This window comes from Caproicibacterium argilliputei, assembly GCF_029211325.2.
GTDB lineage: Bacteria > Bacillota > Clostridia > Oscillospirales > Acutalibacteraceae > Caproicibacterium > Caproicibacterium argilliputei.
Genome location: NZ_CP135996.1, coordinates 1,678,604 through 1,703,996, shown reverse-complemented (window position 1 = coordinate 1,703,996; position 25,393 = coordinate 1,678,604). Strand labels below are relative to the sequence as shown.

Genomic DNA, 25,393 nt, shown 5'->3' with positions numbered 1-25,393 from the left:
ACAATGAAACGGAAAAGAACCGCTACTGCAAGGGGTACATACCGGCAAGAAGGTACACAAATGTACTTAGCAGGCAGAAAACTGCGCAGAGTGCCGCACAAACGCCGGTGGTCGCTTTCTGCAGGCGGCGCGGAACCTGCCGCGTACGTTCCAAAATGCTGCCCATGCCTGCTGAACCGATCAGAACGGTGGGTACAATGTACCGGAAGCTTTGGGTGCAGGCATACGGTGCAGAGAAGCAGAACCAAACATAAAACAGCAGAAACGTTACATACAGCACGGCAAAGTACAGAACTTGTACCCGCGCCGCGCCTGTGTTCCAGCCGCGCGGCAGGTGCTTTCTGCCGCGCACAGCAAAAACAGCGGTCAGCACCATGCAGACAAGCGACACCGCAACGAGCAGCAGGTTTATCCAGAAGAGCGCCTGCGCACCGAACAGACCGGGCCCATTGTTGAAAAGCGTGGCTTCGTCAAAAAGCGAAGTTTTCAGCAGCGCAATCCAGAGGTTGTACTCAAAAATATGATTCTGCCAGTCCCAGTTTTCAAAAACAGAGAGATGCTGCCAGTCGATTCCCCAAAGGCGCTGTGCGGCGCTGAATCCGCCAAGGTACTGTGGGTTATCAGTTGTCAGACCGCTGAAAGAGCCAAACGGTACGCCGAAGCGGAGCTTGCCGTAAATGTTCCACCACAGACCGAGCGGAACACACACGGCAAAAAATGCAGCGTACTGCCGCCAGAGCATCTGCCGCTGTGCCTTTTCTTTTCCCAGCTTGACCAGAAAGAGAACAGCGGCGGCCGGTGCAACCAATGCCCCGGAGGATTTTGTCATCATGGCAAGACCGATGCAAACAGCGAGCAGCAGAATGTTTTTCCGTGTGGGTGTCTGGTACCACCGCAGGGTATACAAAATAGCCGAAAGGGAAAACAGAATACAGAGCATATCGTTGTTAATGCTGCCGGCCAGAAGAATCAGCGACGGATGAAAGCAAAGCACCGCAAAGGAAACGACCAGGGCGCTGCCCTCAAACCCACAGGCACGCAGAATCTTGTAGCTGACAATCACCGCCGCGCAGGAGTAAAACAGGGTCAAAAACTGAACGTTTTCCATGGCTACCGCAGTTTCAGCGCCAAACAACAGTTGTAGTTTTACCCATAGGGCGCTGGTAAAGTAGTAAAACGGCGGATGGTAGAATTCCCAGACAGAAGTGGGGGAAAAATTCGGCAGCTGAAATGCATGGTTGACGAAATACAGAATATACGCCTGATGACCATAGTCTGTGTCAATAGGAGTAACATCGTGCTGCCGTGTCAGGTAGGTAGTATAGAGGATATATACGCCGCGCAGCAGAAAAGCGGCTGCGCCGAGCAAAATGCAGACCCAGCGCGCGTTCAGCCTGTGCCCGGTGTGCAGGTGGACGCCGATTCCCAAGAGCAGCAGCAAACCGCACAGTGTCAGAATCTCCAACTGGAAGGGACTGCTGAAATACAGATAAGCCGCGCAGAGGATACAAACGGCAATGCATAGCATCATGACAAGCCGCACGGGATCCACATCGGCAGAACGGCGGCTTTGGGGCGGCGAAAGTGCTTTTTTGCGCAAAAACACGCAGACCGCGCCGCCAGCCAGCAGTGCAGCCAAACACCCGTTGGCGCGGGCATCCAGAACATTGTTGCTGTTGCCGTTGGGAAAGAGAATATACAGCAAAAGGCAGCCAAGCAGCAGCAACAGGTAAGGATGTGAAAAAACCGCTTCGCGCTTTTTGAGACCGGTCATATCGCGCCTCCTTCGCCGGATTCATTTTTTTCTTCCTGATAGGTTTTTTCTGTGTTGACATTCCAGATGGCAGCCTTGTCGTTTTTACCGGCAAGCAGATTGTCCGCCGCCAGAAAGGCGGTCATCATGGAGTGGTCCATATTGTTGTAACGGTGCTGCCCATTGCGTCCGATGCAGAAAAGGTTTTCAAACTGGTCCAGATACGCAGTCAACTGGTCAATCTGTGCGTACGTGTCAAAATAAGCGGGATAGGCCTTTTTTACCCGCTCACGGTGTGTGTCCAGAACGTCGCTTGCTGAGGTGAGAATCCCCATGCGCAGAAGTTCCTGTGTGGCAAAGTCCGTACACTGCCGGTCGGTCATGTTCCAAAAGGAATCGCCCTCTGTGCAGAAGTATTCCAGCCCGATCCACACTGTGTCTGCCGGTTTGGCAACCATGTAAGGCGACCAGTTATTGAAAATCTGCAGGCGGCCGAGGCGTACGCCGGTGTCCTGAATATAGATCCAGCAGTCCGGCACCAATCCGCTCAGCGTGCGGATTTTGGTTTCGTTTTTCAGGTTCAGTTTTTTAACCAGCAGACCTACTGTGACAAAATCCCGATAGGGAAGCCCTGCGGCAATTTCTGCGACAGAAGAGGGAACATCGTTCATGCCGCAAACCAAGTCTTTTAGAGGCATAGAAGAAAGAAAATAGTCTCCGCGGAGTTCTTCCGTACCGCTTTCTGTCTGCACAGTCACCGAGGTGACACGCCCTTGTTCCGTGTGAACTTTCTTCACGCTACAGTTCTTACGAATGACGCCGCCCATGTTTTCAATTTCTTTGGCAGCTTCTTCCCAAAGCTGGCCGGGACCAAATTTCGGATATTGAAACTGCTCAATTAAAGAGGTTTCGTCCGCTTCCTGCTTTTTTCCTGCAGCTTTTTTCAGCATATCTTTCAGCACAGCGGAGACAGACAGTCCCTTGACGCGCTGTGAGCCCCAGTCGGCGGAAATGTCGCGCGGGTGGCGGCCCCAGAGCTTTTCGGTGTAGCCTTCAAAGAACATTCCGTAAAGCGTGCGGCCGAAGCGGTTAATATAAAAATTTTCCAAGTTGGTTTCGGGCAGTTTGTGCGCGCAGGAGGCAAGGTAGCTGCAGCCCGCTTTGGCTGTGGCGGCAAGGCCAAGGTTTCGGAAAGTCTGCGGTTTCATAGTGATGGGGTAGTCAAAAAAACGGCGGTTGTAGTAGATGCGAGAAACGCGTCGGCGCGTCAGCATGACGCGATCCTCCTTTTCCGGGTCAGGACCTCCTGCAGTCAGCGAGCATTCGCGACCAAGAGCTTTGTCGTCATAAGCAGGGGCACCCTGCGGCGGCATACGCTGCGCCCACCAGCGGTTGACACGGTCTTCTTTGGAAAAGAACCGGTGACCGCCGATGTCCATTCGGTTTCCGTGCCAGCGCACTGTGCGCGAGATACCGCCAATTTCCGCACTTTCTTCCAGAATCGTTACGGCAAACATATCTTTGGCACGCGACAGAAGCTCATGTGCCGCTGTCAAACCAGCTGGTCCGGCCCCGATGATGATGACTTGTTTCATGAAAACCTCCTGCTTTATTAGGCATTTGCCTTTTATGCAAATTCGATAATTCCTGTTTGTATTATACTGGAAAAAGGTTGGTTTGTACAGTGAAAGTCCTGTGAAGAAACCCGGCGGGGCATCCAGCGGCGCCGCGCCGCGGATTCTGCGTGCGGAAACTTGACAAAATGAAAAAATTGCGGTATAATCACAGTACTTGTAAAGCACAGCACTTTACAGGAATGGAGGCGGCGGGCTTTGGCCAAAGATTTTGAAATTTCTCTGCTGCTGGATTACTATGGCTCCATGCTTACGGAAAAGCAGAGAAATGTCATTTCGTGTTATTATAATGAAGATCTTTCTCTTTCGGAAATTGCACAGAACGAGGGCATAACCCGTCAGGGCGTGCGCGATGCCATTAAGCGCGGCGAAGCGCAGCTGAAAGAGATGGAACAGAATCTGGGGCTGCTGCAAAAGTCCCGCGAGCGCGCGGCGGCTTTTACGCAGATTCGCCAGTATGCGGAACATATCCGCGATTACAACAGCCGTTTTGTTTACGACAAATCCATCACCGAGCAGATTGATCATCTGCTTAAAATTTTAGGCAAGCTGGAAACCACAGACTGACCGAAAAGGGAGGCGCATGCATGGCATTTGAAAGTCTTTCAGATAAACTGACCGCCGCGTTCCGGCGGCTGAAAAGCAAAGGCAAGCTGACACAGGATGACGTAAAAACAGCAATGCGGGAGGTGCGCCTTGCACTGCTTGAAGCAGATGTGAACTATAAAGTTGCAAAAGAGTTTACCAAAAAGGTCAGTGAGCGCGCTGTTGGCAGCGAGGTCATGGAAAGCCTCACGCCGGGGCAGATGGTTGTCAAAATCGTCAATGAAGAGCTGACGCAGCTCATGGGCGGCGGGGAATCCCGCCTGAAAATGCCTGCTTCCGGGCCGTGTGTGGTTCTGCTGTGCGGCTTGCAGGGTGCCGGTAAAACCACCCATGCGGCAAAGCTGGGTCGCCTGCTTAAACAGCAGGGGCATCGTCCGATGCTCGTCGCCTGTGACGTTTATCGCCCCGCTGCTGTGAAGCAGCTGCAGATTGTCGGGCAGCAGGCAGGCGTGCCGGTCTTTGAGGAGGGGCAGGGCGATCCGGTGCAGATTAGCCGGGATGCCATTCGCCACGCGAAAGATTACGGCAATGATTTTGTGCTGCTTGACACCGCCGGCCGTCTGCAGATTGATGACAAGCTGATGGAGGAACTGAAGAATATCAAGGAAGCCGTGCAGCCCAGTGAAATCCTTCTGGTGGTCGACAGCATGACCGGCCAGGAAGCTGTCAACGTTTCTAAGACATTTGATGAAAAGCTGGAAATTACCGGCGTGATTTTGACAAAGCTGGACGGTGACACCCGCGGCGGCGCGGCACTGTCTGTTAAGGCGGTTACCGGAAAGCCTATTAAATTTGCCGGCATTGGTGAAAAGCTGGACGACATCGAGGTGTTTCATCCCGACCGCATGGCTTCCCGCATTCTCGGTATGGGCGACGTGCTGACGCTGATTGAAGACGCACAGACCAAGCTGGATGAAAAAGAAGCGGAAAAAACCGCCCAGCGGATGCTGCAGAATAAACTGGACTTCAACGACCTGCTGGCGCAGTTTGACCAGATTAAGAAGATGGGCCCCATGCGCGGCATTTTGGAAAAAATCGGGTTGGATACGCGCAAACTCAGCGATGACCAGCTCAACGACCGCCTGATTGACCGCCAAAAAGCTCTCATCCTTTCCATGACGCCGGAAGAACGTGAAAAGCCCGATATCATCAGCCCCGCCCGCAAGCGCCGGATTGCCGCCGGCAGCGGTACCAAGGTGGAGGATGTGAACAAGCTGCTCAAATCCATGGAGCAGATGCAGAAAATGATGAAGATGATGAAGGGCAAAAAAGGCAAGCGCCGCAGGATGCCGCCCATGGGCGGCATGCCCGGTATGCCCGGTATGCCCGGTGGAATGCCGTTTTAAGTTTGATAATTCGCGGAAGCTGCGGCTGCCGGCCGGGCTTTCGGATTTATAGATTTCATTTTAATTTTGACCGTTTACTTTGGAGGTAAAAAACATGGCAGTAAAGATTCGTCTGCGCCGCATGGGCGCAAAGAAAAACCCGTTTTACCGGATTGTTGTTGCGGATTCCCGCGACCCGCGCGATGGCCGTTTCATTGAAGAAATCGGTAGTTACAATCCGCTTAAAGAGCCAGCAGAAGTGAAAGTGGACGCGGAAAAAGCACAGACCTGGATTAAAAACGGTGCACAGCCGACCGATACGGTGAAGCGCCTTTTCAAGCAGAACGGTGTGCTCTGAGTAAAAGGAGGTTTGTTCCATGGAAGAACTTTTGATTTCCATTGCACAGGGGTTAGTCGAAGATCCGACCACTGTCAATGTTACCGTGGACGAGCCTGCCGAGGACGGTACCGTCACATATCATCTGCATGTTGCGGAAAATGATATGGGACGTGTCATCGGCAAGCAGGGCAGAATTGCAAAAGCAATTCGTGTGGTTATGCGCGCAGCGGCCACCCGGCAGGACGCCAAGGTGTCTGTGGAAATAGACTGACAAATTTCAGAACTTCTGCCGCAGGCTTTGCTGCTTGCGGCATTATTTTTTCCGAAGCAAAAAATAGGATGGGAGGACGCACATGAAAACAGCGTATCTGGAGGCCGGCCGGATTGTGGGAACACATGGCGTGCGCGGAGAGCTGCGGTTGGAGCCGTGGTGTGATTCGGCAGAGTTTCTGAAACAGTTTTCCAGGCTGTACTGGGAGAAGGATCAAACACCGGTCAAGGTGCTTTCTGCCCGTGTGCACAAGTCACTGCTCCTGCTGACGCTGGAGGGAGTCACTACCGTGGAGCAGGCAGATGCCTTGCGCGGGCGTGTTCTGTGTTTTCGACGGGAAGATGTGGAACTGCCTGCGGGAACTTACTTTCAGCAGGATTTAATTGGCTTGGCGGTGCGCGATGCACGCACCGGTGCACCATATGGCAAGCTGACGGCGGTGTATGGCACAGGCGCCAACGATGTGTATGCCGTGACGGATTCTGCCGGCAGAGAAACGCTGCTGCCCGCCATTGCGCAGGTGATACGGCGCATTTCGCTGGATGAGGGTGTGCTGGAGATTACACCGATGGAGGGGTTGTTTGATGCGGATTGATCTCATTACACTGTTTCCAGAGATGTGTGAGGCGGTTTTGGCGGAAAGCATCGTTGGCCGCGGCCGCAAGCGCGGTGCTGTGCAAATTGTCCCGCACCAGTTGCGTGATTATGCATACGACCGGCACAGCACGGTGGACGATACGGTTTTCGGCGGCGGTAAAGGAATGCTTTTAAAGGCGGAGCCGATTGCCGCCTGCTTTGACGACCTGATTCGGATGCTTGGGAAAAAACCGCATATTGTATTTATGAGTCCGCAGGGACGGCCGCTGAATCAGCCGCTGCTCAAAGAACTGAGCACCTACGAAAATCTGTGCGTGCTCTGCGGGCATTACGAGGGCGTGGATGAACGGGTTCTGGAAGCGTATGTGGACGAGGAGGTTTCCCTTGGCGACTTCGTTTTGACTGGCGGGGAACTGCCCGCCCTGTGCCTGATTGATTCGCTTGCCCGGCTGCAGCCCGGAGTTTTGGCGGCAGATGAGTGCTTTGTGGAGGAAAGTCACTACAATGGCTTGTTGGAGTATCCGCAGTACAGCCGCCCGCAGATTTGGCGCGGCAAATCTGTGCCGCCGGAGCTGATGACCGGTCACCATGCAAAGATTGCTCGCTGGCGGCGGCAGCAGAGCCTGCTGCGCACGCTGCAGAAGCGTCCCGATATGCTGCGGCAAGCGGAACTGACCGAGGATGACCGGCATTTTCTTACCAGTCATGCGGTGGAAAATGCGGCGGATTTCAGCGCGAAAACATAACAGACAGGGTTGTAAGTACAGCAGAGAGTCTAAAAATTTTCAACAAATATAGCAAATTGCACGAATATGCTTCCGTGCAAACACCTTCGGCTTAGGTATAAGTCCGAATTTTCCGCGCGGTGATTGACCGCTTTTTGAAAAGTGCTATAATACTAGGTAAATACGAAAAGTTCCGTATTCTGTTTGCCATTCATCAATTTCGGAATATTGATTTGTGATTTCAAATTTAAATGGTTAGGAGCTAATCAGAATGTGTGTTAAAGAAGTTCTCGTTCAAAATCAGGTAGGCCTGCATGCTCGTCCTGCAACATTCTTCATTCAGAAAGCGAACGAGTACAAGTCTTCCATCTGGGTTGAAAAGGAAGAGCGCCGTGTAAACGCAAAAAGCCTTCTGGGCGTTCTGTCTTTAGGCATTGTTGGCGGTACGACTATCCGCATCATTGCAGACGGTCCCGATGAAGAGGACGCCGTTGACAGCCTCGTGGATCTGGTCAAGTCTGGTTTTGCTGAGTAAAACACGGCAGGCTGCTGTCCCGTGAACACGGTCCTTTCCGTGTTGGGGGACAGCTTTTTTTGTTTTACCGAAATGCGGTTTGAAAGGAGCTGGGTGAATGCTGCAGGAGGAAAAGCGCCGGGAACTGCGAAAAAAAGCGATGAATCTTCCGCTGCATCCGGGTGTTTATATTATGCACAACAAGGCCGGCGAAATTATTTATATCGGAAAGGCCAAAGCACTGAAAAACCGTGTCAGTCAGTATTTCGGCAGTGAAAAAAATCATGAAGAAAAAGTACGGCAGATGGTGGCGCACGTCGATTGGTTCGAGTACATTCTGACCGACAGCGAATTTGAGGCGCTGGTTCTGGAAGCAAGCCTGATTAAACAGCATACGCCGAAGTACAACATTCTGCTCAAGGACGACAAAGGGTATCATTATATCCGCATTACTAGAGAAGCATGGCCGCGCTTGTCACAGGCCAAGCAGATTGCGGACGACGGCGCGACCTATCTGGGGCCTTATGTCAGTTCGTGGGCCACCAAGGAAAGCGTGGATGAAGCACTGAAAATCTTTCGTCTGCCGGACTGTAACCGCCGCTTTCCGCAGGACATCGGGAAAAAGCGACCGTGCCTGAATTACTATATCAAACAGTGTTGTGCGCCGTGTCTGGGCAAAATCAGCGAAACGGAATATCGGGAATTGGTTGACGAAGCCATTGATTTCGTGCAGGGCGGCAGTGCGCAGTCAGTGAAGCAGCTGGAAAAGAAAATGCTGGAAGCAAGCGAAAAGCTGCAGTTTGAGCGTGCGGCGCGGCTGCGCGACCGTCTGCAGGCGATTCGGCGCATGGCAGACCGGCAGAAAGTGGTTGCCAATTCTGTAGAGGAGCAGGATGTCATTGCCTTAGCGCAGGGTCCTGCCGCCGCGTGCTTTCAGGTGTTTCGGTATCAGGATGCGCGTCTCTGCGACCGGGAAAGCTTTCCCATGGGGCCAGTTGGCGAACCGGAAAGCGCCCGCCGCGAATTTCTGGAACTGTATTATTCCATCCGCAGCCGGATTCCGCCGCGCGTGACGCTGGATGCACCTGCAGAAAATATGGATTTGCTGGAGCAGTGGCTGACACAGAAGTCCGGTCATGCGGTTCACCTGGTGGTGCCGCAGAAGGGGGAGCAGGCGAAGCTTGCGGAAATGGTGCGCAGCAACGCAGCGGAACAAGTAGCGCAGACCACCGGACGCACCGTGCGGGAAACCAGTGCCCTGGATGAGCTGGGCCGCCTGCTGGGACTTAAAAATCCGCCGCAGTACATTGAGTCGTATGATATTTCTAATCTGGCTGGGGAGGACAACGTTGCCGGAATGGTCGTGTTTGAAAATGGCAGACCGCTGAAATCAGCTTACCGAAAGTTTAAAATCAAAACGGTTGCGGGGCAGGATGATTACGGCTCCATGCATGAGGTGCTGACGCGCCGTTTTCAGGAATATGTGCAGCATCAGGATGAGGGAGAGGGCTTTGGCCGCCTGCCCGATTTGATTTTGCTTGACGGCGGCAAAGGGCAGGTCAGCGCTGTGCGACCGGTTTTGGAGCAGTTTGACCTGCAGATTCCACTGTTCGGCATGGTGAAAGACAACAGCCACCGCACCCGTGCGATTACCGGAGACGGCGGTGAGATTGCCATCAATTCGCACCGCGCCGCATTTACTTTGGTGTCCGGTATTCAGGATGAAGTGCACCGTTGGGCCATCGGGTACCATCGCCAAAGCCGGAAGAAGCACGCTTTTGCCTCGTCCCTGACCCAGATTGAGGGCATCGGGGAAAAGCGTGCAAAGGCGCTGCTGCACCACTTCCGTACAGTGGCAGCCATTCAGGACGCTACTTTGGAGGAACTGGCGACCGCACCGGATATGACGCGGCCTGCCGCACAAAAGGTGTATGAGCACTTTCACCCCGCGGCAGAGTGAAAAGAAATTGTAAAATTTTCGCATCCCTTTTCGTATAAGTTGACAGATGCGCTCAGGAATGCGATAATAATACCCGTGATGTAAAAAGCGATACAACGAAAGGAGGCCGAATCCATGCGTGTCATTACCGGGACAGCTCGGGGCCGCCGGCTTCTTACGCGGGAAGGTTCCGAAACGCGTCCGACGCCGGAACGTGTGAAAGAGGCCATTTTCAGCATGATTCAGTTTCAAGTGGAGGGGCGCAGGGTGTTGGACGCCTTCGCAGGCTCCGGCCAGCTTGGCATTGAAACACTCAGCCGAGGTGCGGCGCACGCGGACTTTCTGGACAACAGCAAAGAAAGCGTGGATGTGATTCATAAAAATCTCGAAGCAACCGGACTGGCAGGGCAGGCTGCTGTGTATCAGACCGATACGCTTCTGTTTTTGCAGCGCGGGGGCGCACGCTATGACCTCTGCTTTCTGGATCCGCCGTACCGTACCGGGCTGTTGGAGCAGGCGCTGCCACTCTGTGCCGCTCTTATGAATCCCGGCGGCGTGATTCTCTGTGAGCATCCGTCTGATGAGGCGCTGCCGGAAACAGCTGGTGCGTTTGTCAGGGAACGTGCGCACCGGTACGGGAAAATTATGGTCACAACATTCGTGCATAAGGATGTGTCAAAGTGAAAGAAGAAAAAGTGGCAATTTGCCCAGGCAGCTTTGACCCGGTGACACTGGGGCATCTGGATATTATCCGGCGTTCCTGCAAATTGTTTGATCGGGTGATTGTTGCGGTTTTGGACAACCCCGAAAAAAAGACAGCCTTTACAGCAGAAGAGCGCATGGATATGCTCCGCCGCTGTACCAACGGTCTGCCGCAGGTGGAAATAGACAGTTTTCACGGTTTGCTTGCCGAATACGCACGCCAGAAAAGGGCGGTTGCGGTTGTGCGGGGTCTGCGTGCGCTGTCTGACTTTGAGTATGAGTTTCAGATGTCGCTGACAAACCGGAACCTGAACCCCAATCTGGAAACCATCTTTTTCAATACGCAGGCGGAAAATATGTTTCTCAGCTCCAGTGTGGTAAAGCAGATTGCTGTTTTCGGCGGTGATATCTCCAAGTGTGTGCCACAGTGCATTATGCAGGACATCAATGACCGAATCTATGCAGGAGGGAACAGGCATGAGTGAAGCAAATACCGTAAATGCAGAAGATTTGATTGATGAACTTTATGTAATGCTGGAAAAGGCATGGAATTTACCATTGGGGCATGGCCGCGCGGTGGTTGATGCCAATGAGGCACGTCAGGTTCTGGATGAATTGCGGGAGTGTTTGCCAAATGAAATCCGGGAGGCTCGCTCCATTGTTGGAAACCGCGAAAAGGTTCTTGCCGGTGCAAAGAAAGAAGCGGAAAGCATCGTCCACGATGCGGAGGAGCGTGCAAAGGTTTTGCTGAATCAGGAAGTGATTTTGCAGCAGGCACGCAAGCAGGCTGACGAGTTGATTGTTACTACGCAAAAACAAACGCGGGATATGCGCCATGCCAGCAGCGCTTATGTAGAGGATTTAATGCAGCGCGCGGATGAAGGGCTCACTGCCAGTTTGTCCGAACTGCGGAGTACACGGCAAAACCTGAAAGCCGCGACAATGCACAAAAAGAAAGCAAAACACTAAGTGAACAAAGAAATCATACGGGCCTCCACGCACTTTTGCGGTGGGGGCTTTTTTATGTCGGAGTTGGCGATGGTTTTCTGCTGAATATCTGTGCGGTGGTATACATAGACTGAACGGAAGAAATCCATTACAATTTTATAATCTTTTTGTAAGGTCGGGAGAAAGAATGCCCGCGCAGTTCCGGCGTGGCGCGAAGGATTTTCCCCCGGGGAAAAGCCCGTTTTCCCGCAAAAAACGACGAAATACATTCCTTTTTGCATCTTTTAGGATTTGTGCAGCGGCGTGGTTTATGGTAATATACTGGTAAGTAATTGGAGGTGAAAGAAATGGATCAGCTTATGGCGGCAATGCCGTTTGTGTGGCTGGCAGTTGTGGTGGCTGCTTCAATTCTGGAGGCAGTGACTGTGCAGTTGGTCAGCATCTGGTTTGCTGTCGGCGGGATTGCGGCTGTGATTGCCGCGGCCTGTGGCGCCAGCCTTTTTGTGCAGTTGCTTGTCTTTATCGGTGTCACTGCTGCGACCCTGCTGCTGACGCGGCCTGCGGTTAAGAAAATGACGCGTTTCCGCAAGACAGAAACTAACGCCGACCGCTACATCGGTAAAACCGGTGTGGTGACAGAAGAAATCAACAACACGGCCGGACGTGGCTTGGTGAAAGTGCTTGGCAGCGTTTGGACTGCTCGCTCGCAGGACGGCGGCGTGATTGCCGCCGGAGAGAACGTAACCGTGCAGAGCATCGAGGGTGTCAAAGTGATTGTAACACACACCTGAGGCTGCCGCCCGCAGACCAATCAACAACTGACCCGTACCGTTTCTCGGTACATGAAAGAGAGGAGAACCAGAACTTATGAGTATGAATTCCATTTCCGCAGGGCTGTTTGTGCTGATTGCCATCATTGTGATTTTGCTGCTGATTCTGATTTCTAACATTAAAATCGTACCGCAGGCGCACGCCTATGTCATTGAACGGCTGGGTGCTTATCATGTTACATGGAGCACAGGTATCCATTTTAAGATTCCGTTTATTGAAAAAATCGCAAAGAAAGTGTCTATGAAAGAACAAGTCATCGACTTTCCGCCGCAGCCTGTCATTACAAAAGACAATGTTACCATGCAGATTGATACGGTGGTGTACTTTCAAATTACAGATCCGAAGCTGTATTGCTACGGCGTGGAGCGCCCGCTTTCAGCTATCGAAAACCTTTCCGCGACAACGCTGCGTAACATCATCGGCGACTTGGAGCTGGATCACACGCTGACCAGCCGGGATTATATCAATACCAAAATCCGTACTACCTTGGACGAGGCTACCGATGCATGGGGCATTAAGGTGAACCGTGTGGAGCTGAAGAATATTCTGCCGCCGGCGGAAATTCAGGACAGCATGGAGAAGCAGATGAAGGCGGAGCGCGAACGCCGTGCCCAGATTCTGGAGGCAGAAGGACAGAAGCAAAGCACCATTCTGGTGGCGGAAGGCGAAAAGGAAAGCACCATTCTGCGTGCGGAGGCACAGAAGGAAGCGGCAATTCGGCAGGCGCAGGGACAGGCACAGGCAATTCGTGAAGTGCAGAGTGCTTATGCCGATGCCCTGAAGCTGCTCAATGAAGCCAACCCCAGTGACCGTGTGATTGCACTGAAGAGCCTGGAGGCTTTCCAAAAGGCCGCAGACGGGAAAGCGACAAAAATCATTATCCCTTCAGAAATTCAAAGTCTAGCAGGTTTGGCAACTTCCTTAAAAGAAATGATTACCGATCCGAAAGACCCGAAATAAAGGCGTTTGCTGAAATTTTATCGAAATAATCTGCGAAACCTTGCATTTCTGTTTTTTTTCCCGTACAATAGATGTATCAACAACCGACGGGGGTGGAGCAGATGCATCAGATTTTCGGCTCTCCTTGTCTGTATCAATAGGCTGTACCTTTTTAGGCGCAGCCTATTTTTCTTTTGTTTCAAAATACTGCATTACAGGAGTGGTTTCAGATGGCAACAAAAAAAGCAGCAGTCATCATGGGCAGTGACAGCGACTTTCCCACAGTCAGCAAGGCGATTCAAAAGTTTAAAGAACTGGACATTCCCTTTGAAGTTCACGTGATGAGTGCGCACCGTACGCCGGAGGCGGCGGCTTCCTTTGCACGCGGCGCCAAAGACGCCGGCTTCGGTGTGATTTTGGCGGCGGCGGGTATGGCGGCGCATTTGGCAGGTGTTCTGGCTGCCGGCACGACACTGCCGGTTATCGGGATTCCTATTTCGTCCGCGAACCTTGGCGGTTTGGAATCGCTGCTTTCCACGGTGCAGATGCCCAGCGGTATTCCGGTTGCAACCGTTGCAATCAACGGCGCGCAGAACGCCGCGATTCTGGCGGCAGAGATTTTAGCACTTTCTGACGAAAAACTTGCGGCAAAGCTGGAACAGGCAAAAATCGACATGGCAGAGGGCGTTGCCAAAAAGGATGCCGCCATTCAAGAGAAGGTCAGGGAACTGTAAGGGCAGTGAATCGTTTTTGCGTAGAAGCAGGGGTAGGCGAAACACCAACATCATTCGGAGGAATCATATGAACAAGAACAGTTACAGCAACAGCTACAAAGAGGCCGGCGTGGATGTGACTGCCGGCTACCGGTCCGTGGAACTGATGAAGCAGTATGTTGCCCGTACCAAGACCGCCGGTGTCCTCTCCGGCATCGGTGGCTTCGGCGGTCTGTTTAAACCGGACTTTTCCGGTATGCAGGAACCGGTGCTGGTCAGCGGCACAGATGGTGTCGGAACCAAGCTGAAAGTTGCGTTTTTAATGGACAAGCATGATACAGTGGGCGTTGACTGTGTCGCGATGTGCGTCAATGATGTGCTCTGCTGTGGGGCGCAGCCACTGTTCTTTCTGGATTATATTGCAACCGGCCGCAACTATCCTGAAAAGACGGCAACGATTGTCAGCGGGATTGCAGAGGGCTGCGTGCAGGCGGAAAGCGCGCTGGTTGGCGGTGAAACTGCCGAGCATCCCGGGCTGATGCCGGATGAGGAATATGACCTTGCCGGCTTTTCCGTCGGCATTGTAGACCGGGCGAAAATGATTGACGGCAGCAAAGTCAAAGCCGGCGATGTCATTGTCGGTCTGCAGTCCTCCGGCGTTCATTCCAATGGCTTTTCTCTGGTGCGCAGGGTGCTGGGCGTGGATGAAACCAGTGTTCAGCGCTATGTACCGGAACTGGGGATGACACTGGGCGAAGCGTTGCTGACACCGACAAAAATTTATGTGAAATCCATGAAACAATTGATGCATACCGTAGAGGTCAAAGCAGTTTCACACGTGACCGGCGGCGGCTTTTACGAAAATGTTCCGCGGATGCTGCAACCGGGCATGACAGCGAACATCCGCCTTTCCGCCATTGAAGAACTCCCGATTTTTTCACTGATTCAGCAGACGGGAAAAATCTCCGACCGCGATATGTATAACACATTTAACATGGGGATTGGGATGTGCTGTGTCGTTTCGCCGGAAGATGCGGATACCGCAGTGCAGACGCTTTGCGCGGCAGGGGAAAAGGCATCTGTAATCGGTGAGATTGCAGCTGGAGAGGACGGCGTCGTATTATGCTGAGAATTGCGGTTCTGGTTTCTGGCGGCGGAACCAACCTGCAGGCGCTGATTGACGCACAAAACCGGGGTGAAATTCCCAATGGCAAAATCACGCTGGTCATTTCCAGCAGGCCGGACGCTTATGCCCTGAAGCGTGCCCAAAAAGCGGGCATTGGCACCAAAGTTCTGCGCCGCAGGGAGTTTGCACAGCAGGAAGCGTATGATACTGCGTTGCTGCGGCTTTTGGATGAAAACCAGACCAGCCTGGTCATTCTGGCGGGCTTCATGACCATTATTTCCGGTCGCGTTATTCGGGCGTACGAAAACCGAATTCTCAATATTCATCCGTCACTGATTCCGGCCTTCTGCGGCGAAGGGTTTTACGGTTTGCGGGTACACGAAGCAGCGCTGGCGCGCGGCGTGCGCGTCACCGGTGCAACGGTTCACTTTGTGAATGAGATTTGTGACGGCGGCCCGATTATCCTGCAAAAAGCAGTCGAGGTGAAGCCCGGCGACACGCCGGAGCTTTTGCAGCGGCGTGTTATGGAGCAGGCAGAGTGGAAAATTCTTCCGCAGGCCGTTGCGCTTTTTTGCGGGGGCAGTCTGCAGGTGCAAAACGGCAGAGTTGAAATCAAGGAGGCAGCAGAATGAACAGCAAACCATTGGCACAGGAACTTTCTTCCTGTACGTACCCGGGCCGCGGAATTCTCCTCGGCCGTAGTGCGGACAACCAAAATGCGGTGCTTGCGTATTTTATCATGGGGCGCAGCGAAAACAGCCGCAACCGCATTTTTGTTCCGACACAGGACGGTATCCAGACCAAAGCGTTTGATGAAAGCAAAATGACAGATCCCTCTCTTATCATTTATGCGCCGGTGCGGCAGTTGGACGGCAAGACGATTGTCACCAATGGTGACCAGACTGATACCATTTACACATTTATGCAGCAGGGCAAGTGTTACCGCCATGCGCTGCTGACCCGCACATTTGAGCCGGACGCGCCCAATTTTACGCCGCGCATCAGCGGTGTTGTAAAGCCGAACGGGGACTTTAATCTTTCCATTCTCAAAAGTGATAACCAAGACCCCGAAAGCACCCTGCGGTATTTCTATGAGTATGAGAATCCCAAAGCAGGGCAGGGTCGCTACCTGCACACCTACATGGGCGACGGCAACCCGCTGCCGAGCTTTGAGGGGGAGCCGACACTAGTGACGCTTTCCGGCGATTTGGCGGATTTTACCGCTGAAGTTTGGGAAAACCTAAACGAAGCCAACAAAGTTTCGCTTTACACTTGTTTTATCAATTTGCAGACAGGACGGCATGACTGGAAAATCACAAACAAAAACGTTTGAGGAGGCAATCATGAAAGAATTGGAACTCAAGTACGGATGTAATCCGAACCAGAAACCTGCGCGGGTGTTTATGCAGCAGGGGGAGCTGCCCATTACGGTTTTAAACGGCCGCCCCGGCTATATCAATCTGCTGGATGCGCTGAATTCCTGGCAGCTGGTACGGGAACTGAAACAGGCAACCGGACTGCCCAGCGCAGCTTCCTTTAAGCACGTCAGTCCGGCTGGTGCGGCTGTGGCAACGGAGCTTTCTGAAACGCTGCAAAAAATCTATTTTGTAGACGATTTGCAGCTTTCACCACTTGCAAGTGCTTATGCGGCTGCGCGCGGTGCAGACCGGATGTCCTCCTATGGTGACTGGGCGGCTTTGTCTGATGTCTGCGACAAGGAAACAGCACTGCTGCTTAAACGAGAAGTTTCCGACGGCGTGATTGCCCCCGGCTACACGGAGGAAGCGCTGGAAATCTTAAAGGCGAAGCGCCGCGGCACCTACAATATTGTGCGGATGGACGAGGCGTACACACCTGCGCCGATTGAGCACAAAGATGTGTTCGGCGTGACTTTTGAGCAAGGCCGCAATGCCTTTCAAATTGATTATGCGCTGCTCGGAAATCTTGTTACGAAGAATAAAACGCTGCCGGAAACAGCAAAGCGCGATATGCTGATTTCGCTGATTACACTGAAGTATACCCAAAGCAACTCAGTGTGCTATGTGAAAGACGGGAAAACCATCGGTGTCGGTGCCGGTCAGCAGAGCCGGATTCACTGCACTCGTCTGGCGGGAAACAAAGCGGATGTCTGGTGGCTGCGGCAGCATCCGAAAGTGCTGGCACTTTCCTTTGCAGAGGGCATTCACCGTCCGGACCGCGACAACACCATTGACACTTATATTTCAGACGAATGGGAAGACCTGCTTGAAACCGACAACTGGAAACAGTTCCTCAAAGAAAAGCCAGAGCCGCTGACACAGGCAGAGAAAAAAGCATGGCTGGCGCAGCTTTCCGGTGTTACGCTTGGCAGCGATGCGTTTTTCCCGTTTGGCGACAATATTGAGCGCGCACATAAAAGCGGTGTGCAGTATGTTGCCGAGCCGGGCGGTTCCATCCGTGACGACCATGTGATTGATACCTGTGACAAGTATGGGATGGTCATGGCGTTTACCGGTATGCGCCTGTTTCATCACTGACGGAAAGGAAGCAGAAACATGAAAATTCTCGTAATCGGCGGCGGCGGGCGAGAGCACGCAGTCATCCGCAAATTGATGGAAAGCAAACGTGCGCAGAAGATTTACTGTGCGCCGGGAAACGGCGGCATTGGCTGCGATGCGGAAAATGTTTCGATTCCAGTCAGTGATATTTCGGGTATGGTTCGCTTTGTAAAGCAGAATGACATCGGTTTGGTTTGTGTCACACCGGACGACCCGCTGGCCGCAGGGATGGTGGATGCCTTTGCACAGGCCGGGATTCCGGCGTTTGGGCCGAACCGTGCCGCGGCGCAGATTGAGGCCAGTAAGGTGTTCAGTAAAAATTTGATGAAGAAGTACCGGATTCCCACAGCGGCGTATGCAGTCTTTGACAACCCGGCAGATACGCTTGCCTATCTCACAAAGCAGAATCACTACCCGGTCGTGATAAAAGCGGACGGCCTTGCCTTGGGGAAGGGCGTAATCATCGCGCAGAATGCGGTGGAAGCGGAGAATGCGGTAAAAACCATCATGGAGGATAAGGTGTTCGGAGCCTCTGGCAACCAGGTGGTTGTGGAAGAATTTCTGACAGGGCCTGAAGTCAGCGTGCTTGCCTTTACAGACGGAAAAACGCTCAAGCCGATGGTCAGCAGTAAGGATCATAAACGTGCTTTGGATGGCAACAAAGGCAAAAACACCGGCGGCATGGGTACCATCAGCCCCAATCCGTCTTACACCGAGGCACTTGCGGAGCAGTGCATGAAAACCATTTTCCTGCCCACGCTTGCGGCGATGAATCAGGAAGGCAGGCCGTTTCAAGGCTGCCTTTATTTCGGCTTGATGCTCACACCGGACGGTCCGAAGGTAATCGAGTATAATTCTCGCTTCGGCGATCCGGAGGCGCAGGTTGTGCTTCCACGCCTGAAAACAGATTTGGTGGATATTTTTGAAGCAACTATCAACGGCACCTTGGATCAATTGGATATCGAGTGGAAAGACGATGCCTGTGCCTGCGTGGTTCTGGCAAGCGGCGGGTATCCGGAGCACTATGAAAAAGGCAAAGAAATCCACGGCCTGGACGTAAACGGTCAGGTGGAGGGCGCAACCGTTTACCATGCCGGTACGGTGAAACGGGACGGCCGTTTTTACACCAACGGCGGGCGTGTTCTGGATGTGACCTGCACCGGGCAGACACTGGACGAAGCACTTCAAAAAGCCTATGAAGCGGTCGATAAGATTTCTTGGGACGGGATGCAGTATCGCCATGATATTGGCAGAATCTAATAAAAGAAGAAAAGCAAAATAAAAAATCACTTTCCGTGTACGCCCATCGGAAAGTGATTTTTTCAGTAAAGACGCTGTCATGTTCTACAAATGAAAGTAAAGGATTGTCAAGCAAAAAGCGAGCGCAGGTCTTAGCAACCTGTGCCCGCTTTTTCAGAAACTTGTTATTCAGCCAGTGCGCGGGAAAGCCACACATCTGCAATATCCATAGCCAGGTACAGCCCTGCCTTTTCACTGGTCTTGACAATCTGCTTTTGGGCACGGATGGCGGGGTCGGTTAGCATTAACTGAATCGCAACCTTATCAGCCACTTCCATATCCTTTACTTTTTTCTTGCTTTTTACTTCCAGTCGGCAGACATATTTGTCTTTCATACTGCCGTAGTATAGGACATCGCCGCTGCGCACCAGCGGCTTGCCTTTGTACATAGGAAACTGTGGTTCTTTCGTATTGTTTTCGCTCATAGGAGTCCTCCTTTTCGGGTGGCAGCCGGGCGCTCAGGACTGCAGGTAGGATTTCACCAAAACCTGCAGCAGCTCGTCCCTGTCGATTCTGCGGATAAGGCTGCGTGCATTGTTGTGGGTTGTGATGTATGTCGGATCCTCGGAAAGAATGTAACCGACAATCTGGCTAATCGGATTATATCCCTTTTCCTGCAGAGCAGCATACACCGTGCTCATGACTTTTTTGATGTCCTCTTCCCGGTTGCCGCCAATGGAAAAGGTCATGGTCTTATCCTGCATAGGATCACCTCCTGATATAGATTCATCATACATCAGTCAAGGGTGGAATGCAAGGGAGAATTTGTGAATCCGTGGGTGCCCGCCTTAAAATGACGGGATTCTGTGCTGCTTTTTTGGGAAAATCCATCACACGCGCAGAGAAGCGCCTACATTTTCAAGTTCTTTGATGGCCTTGTTGATGGCGTTGCTGATTTGCTCGTCTGTCAGGGTTGCGTCAGCGCTGCGCAGAACCAGATTGAAAGCCACACTTTTTTTGCCGCGCGCAATCTGCTCGCCGCGGTAAACGTCAAATACCTGGATGCTTTCGAGCAGCTTTCCGGCACCGCGCTTAATGGCTTTTTCCAGATCCAGTACCGGCACTTCCGCATCGCAAATGAGCGCCAGGTCACGTGTCACTGCCGGAAATTTCGGCAGCGATTTGTAGGTGCGGTGGGTGTGGGCGTGCTGCATTAGGACGGCGACATCCAGGGTGAAGGAGTAAACACGGGTTTCAATGTCGTAGTTTTCTGCGGCAGCCGGGTGAATTTCACCGATAATTCCCAACTCCTCGTCGCCAGCATAAAGCTTGGCGCAGCGACCGGGGTGGTAGCTGTAAGCGTCCTTGCAGGCTGCAATATCCCAGTCGTCAATGCCCAGACGGAGCAACAGCGCCTCTACCATGCCTTTGGCGGTAAAGAAGTCGCAGTCCTCGCCGTACATTCCACAGATGAGCACCGGCTTTTCTAGCGGGAGTTTGTCCGGCTGGGTTGGGTGATACTCGCACGCCAGCTCATATAAGCAGGCTTTGGGGTTCCGGTTGTTGTAGTTGCGCGAAATGACTTGCAGCATGGAGGGCAGGGCTGTGGTGCGCATGATGCTGGTATCCTCGCCGAGCGGGTTACGAATGACCAGCGAATTGCGCTGCGGGTCGGCGGCGGGCATCAAAATTTTATCGTAATCCTTGGGCGAGAAGAAGGAGTAGGTCATGATTTCATCTGCGCCGAGCGCCAGCATATATCGGTGCAGTGAGCGCACGAACTGCTGCTTCTCCGTAATAATGCCTTCAGCGCCGCCGGGCAGTTTCTTGCTCGGAATTTTATTATAGCCGTAAAAACGTGCAATTTCTTCGGCAATGTCCGCCTTGTGAACTAGGTCGGGGCGGAAGGTTGGCACCAAAATTTCGTCGCCGTCAAATTCGCATTCCAGTTTCGCCAGAATCGTTTTCATTTCTTCTGTGGAAATGTTGGTATGCAGGAAGCGGTTAGTCCACTCCGGCTCCAAACGAATGCGGTGCTTTTCCTTGCTGGAATGGTCATCTTTGATGATTCCATCCATTACATCACCGGCATCCAACAGCTCCACCAGCTCGCAGGCACGGTTAATGGCTGGAATGCAATTGTTGGGGTCAAGCCCTTTTTCATAGCGCCCGGAAGCCTCGGTGCGCATCCCCTGGTCGCGCGCGGTTGTGCGCACACTGGTTCCGTTAAAGCAGGCAGATTCAAAAACAATGGTGGTGGTATCATCCTGAATCCCACTGAACTCACCGCCCATGACGCCGGCAATCGCAATTGGTTTTTGGCTGTCGGCAATAATCAGCTGCTTTTCAGTCAGCTTGTGCTCCACACCATCCAGCGTGGTGATGGCTTCCCCGGCATTTGCCCGGCGAATGCGGATGGTACTGTCTGTCACACTGCGCAGGTCAAAGGCGTGCATTGGCTGACCGTATTCCAGCATGACATAGTTCGTAATATCGACAATGTTGTTAATGGGGCGCACGCCCATGGCGCGCAGCCGCTCGCGCATCCAGCGAGGTGAGGGCTTGACACGTACATTCTTGACAATGCGGTTGGTGTAAATGGGGCACAACTCCGGTGCTTCGATTTTAACATCCAGCAGACCGGTGCAGTCACCGGCGCCGCCCTTGACCACCGGCGTGTGCAGCTTGAGCGGCAGGTCAAAGGTGGCGGCGGCTTCGCGTGCCAGACCAATGACCGAGAAGCAGTCCGGCCGGTTGGAGGTGATTTCAAATTCGACCGTTGTGTCGTTAAAACCGAGCGCCTCGTGAATGTCCAGACCCAGCTCCAGCTTACAGCCATCCGCTTCGGTTAGCACCATGATACCGTCTTCAATGGTGGAGGGGAAGTCGTGTGTGGTCAGACCCAATTCGGTAATGCCGCAGAGCATACCGTTGCTCTCCACACCGCGCAGCTTGCCTTTTTTAATTTTTTTGTCGCCGGGCAGGGTGCTGCCGTGCAGCGCAACCGGAACATAGTCGCCGACTTGCAGGTTCTGCGCACCAGTGACGATCTGCAGCGGCTCTTCCGCTTCGTTTACAGTTATTTTTGTAATCCAGAGATGGTCGCTGTCGGGGTGGTGCTCCAGAGAAAGCACCTTCCCAACCACGACTTTCGAGATTTCTTCGCCTTCCGTGCTCCAGCTTTCCACTTTGCAGCCGCTCAGTGTGATGGCTTCCGTAAAGTCACGCAGAGGCATTTCGGGCAGATCGACAAATTCTTTTAACCAACGCTTTGAAAGGTTCATTTTATGATTGCTCCCACACTTTCCAGTAATAAATCTATACGAACGCCTGCTTAGAACTGCTCTAGAAAACGCACATCGTTTTCGTAGTAAAGACGCATATCGTCCACATTAAATTGCCGCTGGGCAATGCGTTCCAGACCGATGCCAAACGCAAATCCAGCGTATTCTTCCGGGTCAATGCCGCAGTTTGAAAGCACCTTCGGGTGCACCATGCCGCAGCCGAGGATTTCAATCCAACCCTCGCCCTTGCAGATACGGCAGCCCGTTCCGTGGCAATGAAAGCACTGCATATCCACTTCCGCGCTGGGCTCGGTAAAGGGGAAGTGGTGCGGACGGAAGCGGACAACACTATCTTCGCCATAAAGGCGCTTGATGAACGTTTCCAGCGTGCCTTTTAAGTCTGCAAAAGTGATGCCTTTGTCCACAACCAAGCCTTCCACCTGATGAAACAGGGGAGAATGCGTCGCGTCCACTGCGTCGCTGCGGTAAACACGTCCCGGCGCGATAATGCGGATCGGCGGCTTCTGCTTTTCCATGGTGCGCACCTGCACCGGGCTGGTTTGTGAGCGCAGCAGGATGTTGTCTGTAATATAAAAGGTGTCCTGATCATCGCGAGCCGGGTGGTCTTTCGGAATGTTTAACGCTTCAAAATTATAGTAGTCATATTCTACTTCGGGGCCTTCTGCAATGCTGAAGCCCATACCCAAAAAAATTTCCTCCAGGTTTTCCAGAGTGACGGACAGCGGGTGCCGGTGCCCAATCTCCTGCTTGGGACCAGGCATGGTCACATCAATAGACTCTGCCTGCAGCCGGTGTTCCAGTTCCAGTTTTTTCAGTTCTTCCGCGCGGTCAGCGAGTGCCGATTCGATGTTGGTGCGCACTTCATTTGCCAGCTTGCCCACGACAGGCCGCTCTTCATTGGAAAGCGCCTTCATCTGCTTGAGAATGGAGGTCAGCGAGCCTTTTTTGCCGAGATAGCGTACGCGCAGTTCCTCCAGAAGCTTCTGCGTGTCAGCGCTGTGCAGTTCCTGCAGCGCTTTGCTGCCAATCGCCTGCAGTTCATCTTTTAACATTTACAATCTTCATCCTTTCATTTGCCAATCAAAAAGCCTCCGCCCCCATAAAAAGGGGCGAAGGCTATGACTTCGCGGTACCACCCTGTATTTTCACTTCTGCGGCTGTTAACGGAGCCCTGCCGTCTTCGCCTACTTCCCGGTCAGCACGGGTGGTTCAGCGAAGCCGCTCAGAAGGGAACTTCACAGTCCCGCTGCGGGCAAGTATGCTTTCAGCCGGTGACATACTCTCTCTGTGCCTGCGTTTGGGTGCTACTTCCTTCCTCACAGCGTTTGTATCTGTCTGGAATAGAATTTTTTTCATTATAACACGCACACAGCGGAATTGCAAGGCTCGAAATACAGAATTCGCTGCGATGGTTTTTATAAAATTCCCAATTCCCTGCAGGAATTTTGTTTGTAATTGTGCGGTTTCTATGCTACAATAAAGAAAAATCGAATTCAGGGCATCGGAGGAAACATTGGTAATGGACATTTTCTGCGAACAGATAATCAAACGAAAGATGAGCGGGAAGGATATCGCCATCATGGCGGCCGCCATGGTAGGCGCTCTGCTGGTCTTGACGCTGACCATGATGATTAAGGAACTTATTATGTTCGGTTTGCTGATTCTGGTGGGAATCTGCGTCGGCCTTTACTATATCATCACTTCGCTGGACTGGGAGTTTGAGTACAGCATTACAAACGGAGATTTCACCTGCGATAAAATCATTCACCGCCGCAAGCGCAAGCGCCAGTTTTCCATTGACCTGCATGATGTGGAGGAAGTCGGGCAGTATGACGCACAGAAGCTTGCCGGCCGCCACTTTGACGCAACCTATCAGGTGGGAGTTACCGCCGGCGGCGCAGGCGGTGAGTGGTACTTGACCGGTCATTTTGATAAGTACGGTACGGCACTGGTTGTCTTCAGTCCGGACGAGCGGGTTATGAATGCGGTCAGGACTTCCTTAAAGCGCACTGTAGATGTTTCTGCGCTTCCGAAGGTACAGCAGCACAAATGACAGCGGTTGGAATTGATCTGTGTGAAATTCCCCGCATTCGGCGTTCTATGCGAAATCCGCGTTTTTGCAGCAGAATCCTGGGCAGGCAGGAGTATGCGCAGCTGCAAAAGCGCGGATTTCCTGCACAAAGCGTAGCGGCTTCCTTTTGTGCAAAGGAGGCGTTTGCAAAAGCCATGGGTACCGGTCTGCGCGGCTTTCTTTTGTCTGAGGTGGAACTGCTCCGTGCGGAAAGCGGCGCGCCGTATCTGCACCTTTCCGGTCGAGCGGCAGTACTGGCAGCGGATTGGACGTTTTCTGTCAGTGTGACGCATACAGCCGGCTTGGCGGCGGCGGTCGTTGTGGGCGAGCAAAAGGAAGGGGAAAGGCACAGTGGAACAGATCTCTTGGGAGATGGCGGCATCGGTCGTACCCGAACGCCCGAAAGAAAGCAATAAAGGCACTTTTGGCAGACTGCTATGCGTCTGCGGCAGCACAGGAATGGCGGGGGCGGCAATGCTCTGCGCCGGTGCTGCTCTGCGCTGTGGCGCCGGTTTGGTGGATGCGGCGCTGCCGGCAGGCATTTATCCGATTGTGGCGGCGCGCCTGCCAGAGCCAGTCTACACAGTTTATCAAGAGGATTTTTCACCGGTTTTACAGGCCTTGAAGAAAGCGACTGCCTGTGTCTTCGGTTGCGGCTTTTCCACCAAACATCTGGAGTGGGTGCGGCAATTGCTTTCTCAGGTTCAGGTGCCGCTGGTTCTGGATGCGGACGCGCTGAGCTGCATTGCTGAAGATGTTTCGGTATTAGATACCCTTTCCGTACCGGCGGTTCTAACGCCACATCCCGGTGAAATGGCACGGCTGCTCGACTGTACGGTGCAGCAGGTGCAGGCAGACCGGGCGGGCACTGCTGCGCGGTTTGCCAAGCAGCACGGTGTGGTTCTGGTCTTAAAGGGTGCTGGTACGCTCGTTGCAGCGCCAGACGGAAGCATTCTGCAAAACCCAACCGGCAATCCCGGCATGGCGCGTGGCGGAAGCGGTGATTTGCTTGCGGGAATGCTGGGTGCGTTTCTTGCACAGAAAGCAGATCCGTTTGTTGCAGCCTGCGCCGCTGTTTACCTGCACGGACTTGCAGGGGACCGCTGTGCCGCGCGTCTGTCACAGCAGGCAATGCTTCCGCACGACCTGCTGGACGAACTTCCAGAGATTTTCTTGGAGATAGAGCGCTGCCGGTAGCGGTTGCTTCAATTCTGGAAGAATCGCCAAAATCCACAGAATTGCATACACTGAGGGCAAAGGATACAGATGTATAAAATC

At 52.9% G+C, this 25,393-nt stretch carries 28 protein-coding genes; 22 read left to right on the top strand and 6 right to left on the bottom strand.

Going from position 1 to position 25,393, the window contains the following annotated elements; translation table 11 throughout:
- Positions 1–22: 22 nt before the first annotated feature.
- The gene (locus PXC00_RS08315) at positions 23–1,774 is read right to left on the bottom strand and encodes an ArnT family glycosyltransferase (RefSeq protein ID WP_275843966.1); all 1,752 of its coding nucleotides are present in this window, start codon (positions 1,772–1,774) and stop codon (positions 23–25) included.
- The gene (locus PXC00_RS08310) at positions 1,771–3,348 is read right to left on the bottom strand and encodes an NAD(P)/FAD-dependent oxidoreductase (protein WP_275843967.1); all 1,578 of its coding nucleotides are present in this window, start codon (positions 3,346–3,348) and stop codon (positions 1,771–1,773) included. Before PXC00_RS08310 ends, PXC00_RS08315 begins: the two co-directional genes overlap by 4 nt.
- Positions 3,349–3,585: 237 nt before the next feature.
- On the opposite strand from PXC00_RS08310, the gene ylxM reads away from it, so the two are divergent.
- From ylxM to purD, 19 genes are all read left to right on the top strand, one after another.
- Positions 3,586–3,954, top strand: coding sequence for a YlxM family DNA-binding protein (gene ylxM / locus PXC00_RS08305; RefSeq protein ID WP_275843968.1), 369 nt, complete (start codon positions 3,586–3,588; stop codon positions 3,952–3,954).
- Between the two features lie 20 nt (positions 3,955–3,974).
- A complete protein-coding gene (gene ffh, locus PXC00_RS08300) occupies positions 3,975–5,339 on the top strand; it encodes a signal recognition particle protein (RefSeq protein WP_275843969.1) in 1,365 nt (454 codons plus the stop codon).
- Positions 5,340–5,433: 94 nt separating this feature from the next.
- Entirely contained in the window at positions 5,434–5,676 is a 243-nt protein-coding gene (gene rpsP, locus PXC00_RS08295) for a 30S ribosomal protein S16 (RefSeq protein WP_275843970.1), read from the top strand.
- 19 nt (positions 5,677–5,695) lie between these two features.
- Positions 5,696–5,929 carry a KH domain-containing protein gene (locus PXC00_RS08290; protein WP_275843971.1) on the top strand — a complete coding sequence of 78 codons (234 nt, stop codon included), beginning with the start codon at positions 5,696–5,698 and terminating at the stop codon, positions 5,927–5,929.
- An 82-nt stretch (positions 5,930–6,011) separates the two neighbouring features.
- Positions 6,012–6,524 (top strand): ribosome maturation factor RimM, encoded by a 513-nt coding sequence (gene rimM, locus PXC00_RS08285; RefSeq protein ID WP_275843972.1) that lies wholly within the window; start codon positions 6,012–6,014, stop codon positions 6,522–6,524.
- On the top strand, positions 6,514–7,272 hold the full coding sequence (trmD, locus tag PXC00_RS08280; protein ID WP_275843973.1) for a tRNA (guanosine(37)-N1)-methyltransferase TrmD: 759 nt from the start codon (positions 6,514–6,516) through the stop codon (positions 7,270–7,272). Before rimM ends, trmD begins: the two co-directional genes overlap by 11 nt.
- Positions 7,273–7,522: 250 nt before the next feature.
- Entirely contained in the window at positions 7,523–7,786 is a 264-nt protein-coding gene (locus tag PXC00_RS08275; protein ID WP_275843974.1) for an HPr family phosphocarrier protein, read from the top strand.
- Between the two features lie 97 nt (positions 7,787–7,883).
- The gene (uvrC, locus tag PXC00_RS08270) at positions 7,884–9,725 is read left to right on the top strand and encodes an excinuclease ABC subunit UvrC (RefSeq protein WP_275843975.1); all 1,842 of its coding nucleotides are present in this window, start codon (positions 7,884–7,886) and stop codon (positions 9,723–9,725) included.
- Between the two features lie 90 nt (positions 9,726–9,815).
- Positions 9,816–10,388: a 16S rRNA (guanine(966)-N(2))-methyltransferase RsmD gene (rsmD, locus tag PXC00_RS08265; RefSeq protein WP_275844065.1), complete on the top strand. Its 573-nt coding sequence runs from the start codon at positions 9,816–9,818 to the stop codon at positions 10,386–10,388.
- Positions 10,385–10,891, top strand: coding sequence for a pantetheine-phosphate adenylyltransferase (coaD, locus tag PXC00_RS08260; RefSeq protein WP_275843976.1), 507 nt, complete (start codon positions 10,385–10,387; stop codon positions 10,889–10,891). Before rsmD ends, coaD begins: the two co-directional genes overlap by 4 nt.
- Positions 10,884–11,375 (top strand): ATP synthase subunit B family protein, encoded by a 492-nt coding sequence (locus PXC00_RS08255; protein WP_275843977.1) that lies wholly within the window; start codon positions 10,884–10,886, stop codon positions 11,373–11,375. Before coaD ends, PXC00_RS08255 begins: the two co-directional genes overlap by 8 nt.
- Positions 11,376–11,701: 326 nt before the next feature.
- On the top strand, positions 11,702–12,145 hold the full coding sequence (locus PXC00_RS08250; RefSeq protein WP_275843979.1) for an NfeD family protein: 444 nt from the start codon (positions 11,702–11,704) through the stop codon (positions 12,143–12,145).
- A gap of 82 nt (positions 12,146–12,227) precedes the next feature.
- Positions 12,228–13,145 carry an SPFH domain-containing protein gene (locus tag PXC00_RS08245; protein WP_275844066.1) on the top strand — a complete coding sequence of 306 codons (918 nt, stop codon included), beginning with the start codon at positions 12,228–12,230 and terminating at the stop codon, positions 13,143–13,145.
- 209 nt (positions 13,146–13,354) lie between these two features.
- Positions 13,355–13,858, top strand: a complete 504-nt coding sequence (gene purE / locus PXC00_RS08240) for a 5-(carboxyamino)imidazole ribonucleotide mutase (protein WP_275843980.1) — start codon at positions 13,355–13,357, stop codon at positions 13,856–13,858.
- Positions 13,859–13,925: 67 nt separating this feature from the next.
- Positions 13,926–14,966: a phosphoribosylformylglycinamidine cyclo-ligase gene (gene purM, locus PXC00_RS08235; protein ID WP_275843981.1), complete on the top strand. Its 1,041-nt coding sequence runs from the start codon at positions 13,926–13,928 to the stop codon at positions 14,964–14,966.
- Positions 14,960–15,595, top strand: coding sequence for a phosphoribosylglycinamide formyltransferase (purN, locus tag PXC00_RS08230; protein WP_275843982.1), 636 nt, complete (start codon positions 14,960–14,962; stop codon positions 15,593–15,595). The genes purM and purN overlap by 7 nt, the downstream gene beginning before the upstream one ends.
- Positions 15,592–16,296, top strand: coding sequence for an IMP cyclohydrolase (locus tag PXC00_RS08225; protein WP_275843983.1), 705 nt, complete (start codon positions 15,592–15,594; stop codon positions 16,294–16,296). The genes purN and PXC00_RS08225 overlap by 4 nt, the downstream gene beginning before the upstream one ends.
- 10 nt (positions 16,297–16,306) lie before the next feature.
- On the top strand, positions 16,307–17,479 hold the full coding sequence (locus PXC00_RS08220; protein WP_275843984.1) for a phosphoribosylaminoimidazolecarboxamide formyltransferase: 1,173 nt from the start codon (positions 16,307–16,309) through the stop codon (positions 17,477–17,479).
- Between the two features lie 18 nt (positions 17,480–17,497).
- Positions 17,498–18,760 carry a phosphoribosylamine--glycine ligase gene (gene purD, locus PXC00_RS08215; RefSeq protein WP_275843985.1) on the top strand — a complete coding sequence of 421 codons (1,263 nt, stop codon included), beginning with the start codon at positions 17,498–17,500 and terminating at the stop codon, positions 18,758–18,760.
- A 164-nt stretch (positions 18,761–18,924) separates the two neighbouring features.
- Here the strand turns inward: purD and PXC00_RS08210 are convergent, their stop codons facing one another.
- The 4 genes from PXC00_RS08210 to pheS form a co-directional block, all read right to left on the bottom strand.
- Positions 18,925–19,224 (bottom strand): hypothetical protein, encoded by a 300-nt coding sequence (locus PXC00_RS08210; protein WP_275843986.1) that lies wholly within the window; start codon positions 19,222–19,224, stop codon positions 18,925–18,927.
- 33 nt (positions 19,225–19,257) lie between these two features.
- Positions 19,258–19,503 carry an IreB family regulatory phosphoprotein gene (locus tag PXC00_RS08205; protein ID WP_275843987.1) on the bottom strand — a complete coding sequence of 82 codons (246 nt, stop codon included), beginning with the start codon at positions 19,501–19,503 and terminating at the stop codon, positions 19,258–19,260.
- Positions 19,504–19,629: 126 nt separating this feature from the next.
- Positions 19,630–22,023 carry a phenylalanine--tRNA ligase subunit beta gene (gene pheT / locus PXC00_RS08200; RefSeq protein ID WP_275843988.1) on the bottom strand — a complete coding sequence of 798 codons (2,394 nt, stop codon included), beginning with the start codon at positions 22,021–22,023 and terminating at the stop codon, positions 19,630–19,632.
- Positions 22,024–22,073: 50 nt separating this feature from the next.
- Positions 22,074–23,096 carry a phenylalanine--tRNA ligase subunit alpha gene (gene pheS / locus PXC00_RS08195; protein ID WP_275843989.1) on the bottom strand — a complete coding sequence of 341 codons (1,023 nt, stop codon included), beginning with the start codon at positions 23,094–23,096 and terminating at the stop codon, positions 22,074–22,076.
- Between the two features lie 467 nt (positions 23,097–23,563).
- Here pheS and PXC00_RS08190 point away from each other — a divergent pair, with 467 nt between their 5' ends.
- Genes PXC00_RS08190 through PXC00_RS08180 form a run of 3 tightly spaced genes read left to right on the top strand, consistent with a single transcriptional unit; the run spans position 23,564 to position 25,312 of the window.
- Positions 23,564–24,097, top strand: coding sequence for a DUF6106 family protein (locus PXC00_RS08190; protein ID WP_275843990.1), 534 nt, complete (start codon positions 23,564–23,566; stop codon positions 24,095–24,097).
- Positions 24,094–24,531 carry a holo-ACP synthase gene (gene acpS, locus PXC00_RS08185; RefSeq protein ID WP_275843991.1) on the top strand — a complete coding sequence of 146 codons (438 nt, stop codon included), beginning with the start codon at positions 24,094–24,096 and terminating at the stop codon, positions 24,529–24,531. The genes PXC00_RS08190 and acpS overlap by 4 nt, the downstream gene beginning before the upstream one ends.
- Positions 24,467–25,312 carry an NAD(P)H-hydrate dehydratase gene (locus PXC00_RS08180; protein WP_275843992.1) on the top strand — a complete coding sequence of 282 codons (846 nt, stop codon included), beginning with the start codon at positions 24,467–24,469 and terminating at the stop codon, positions 25,310–25,312. The genes acpS and PXC00_RS08180 overlap by 65 nt, the downstream gene beginning before the upstream one ends.
- Positions 25,313–25,393: the final 81 nt, after the last annotated feature.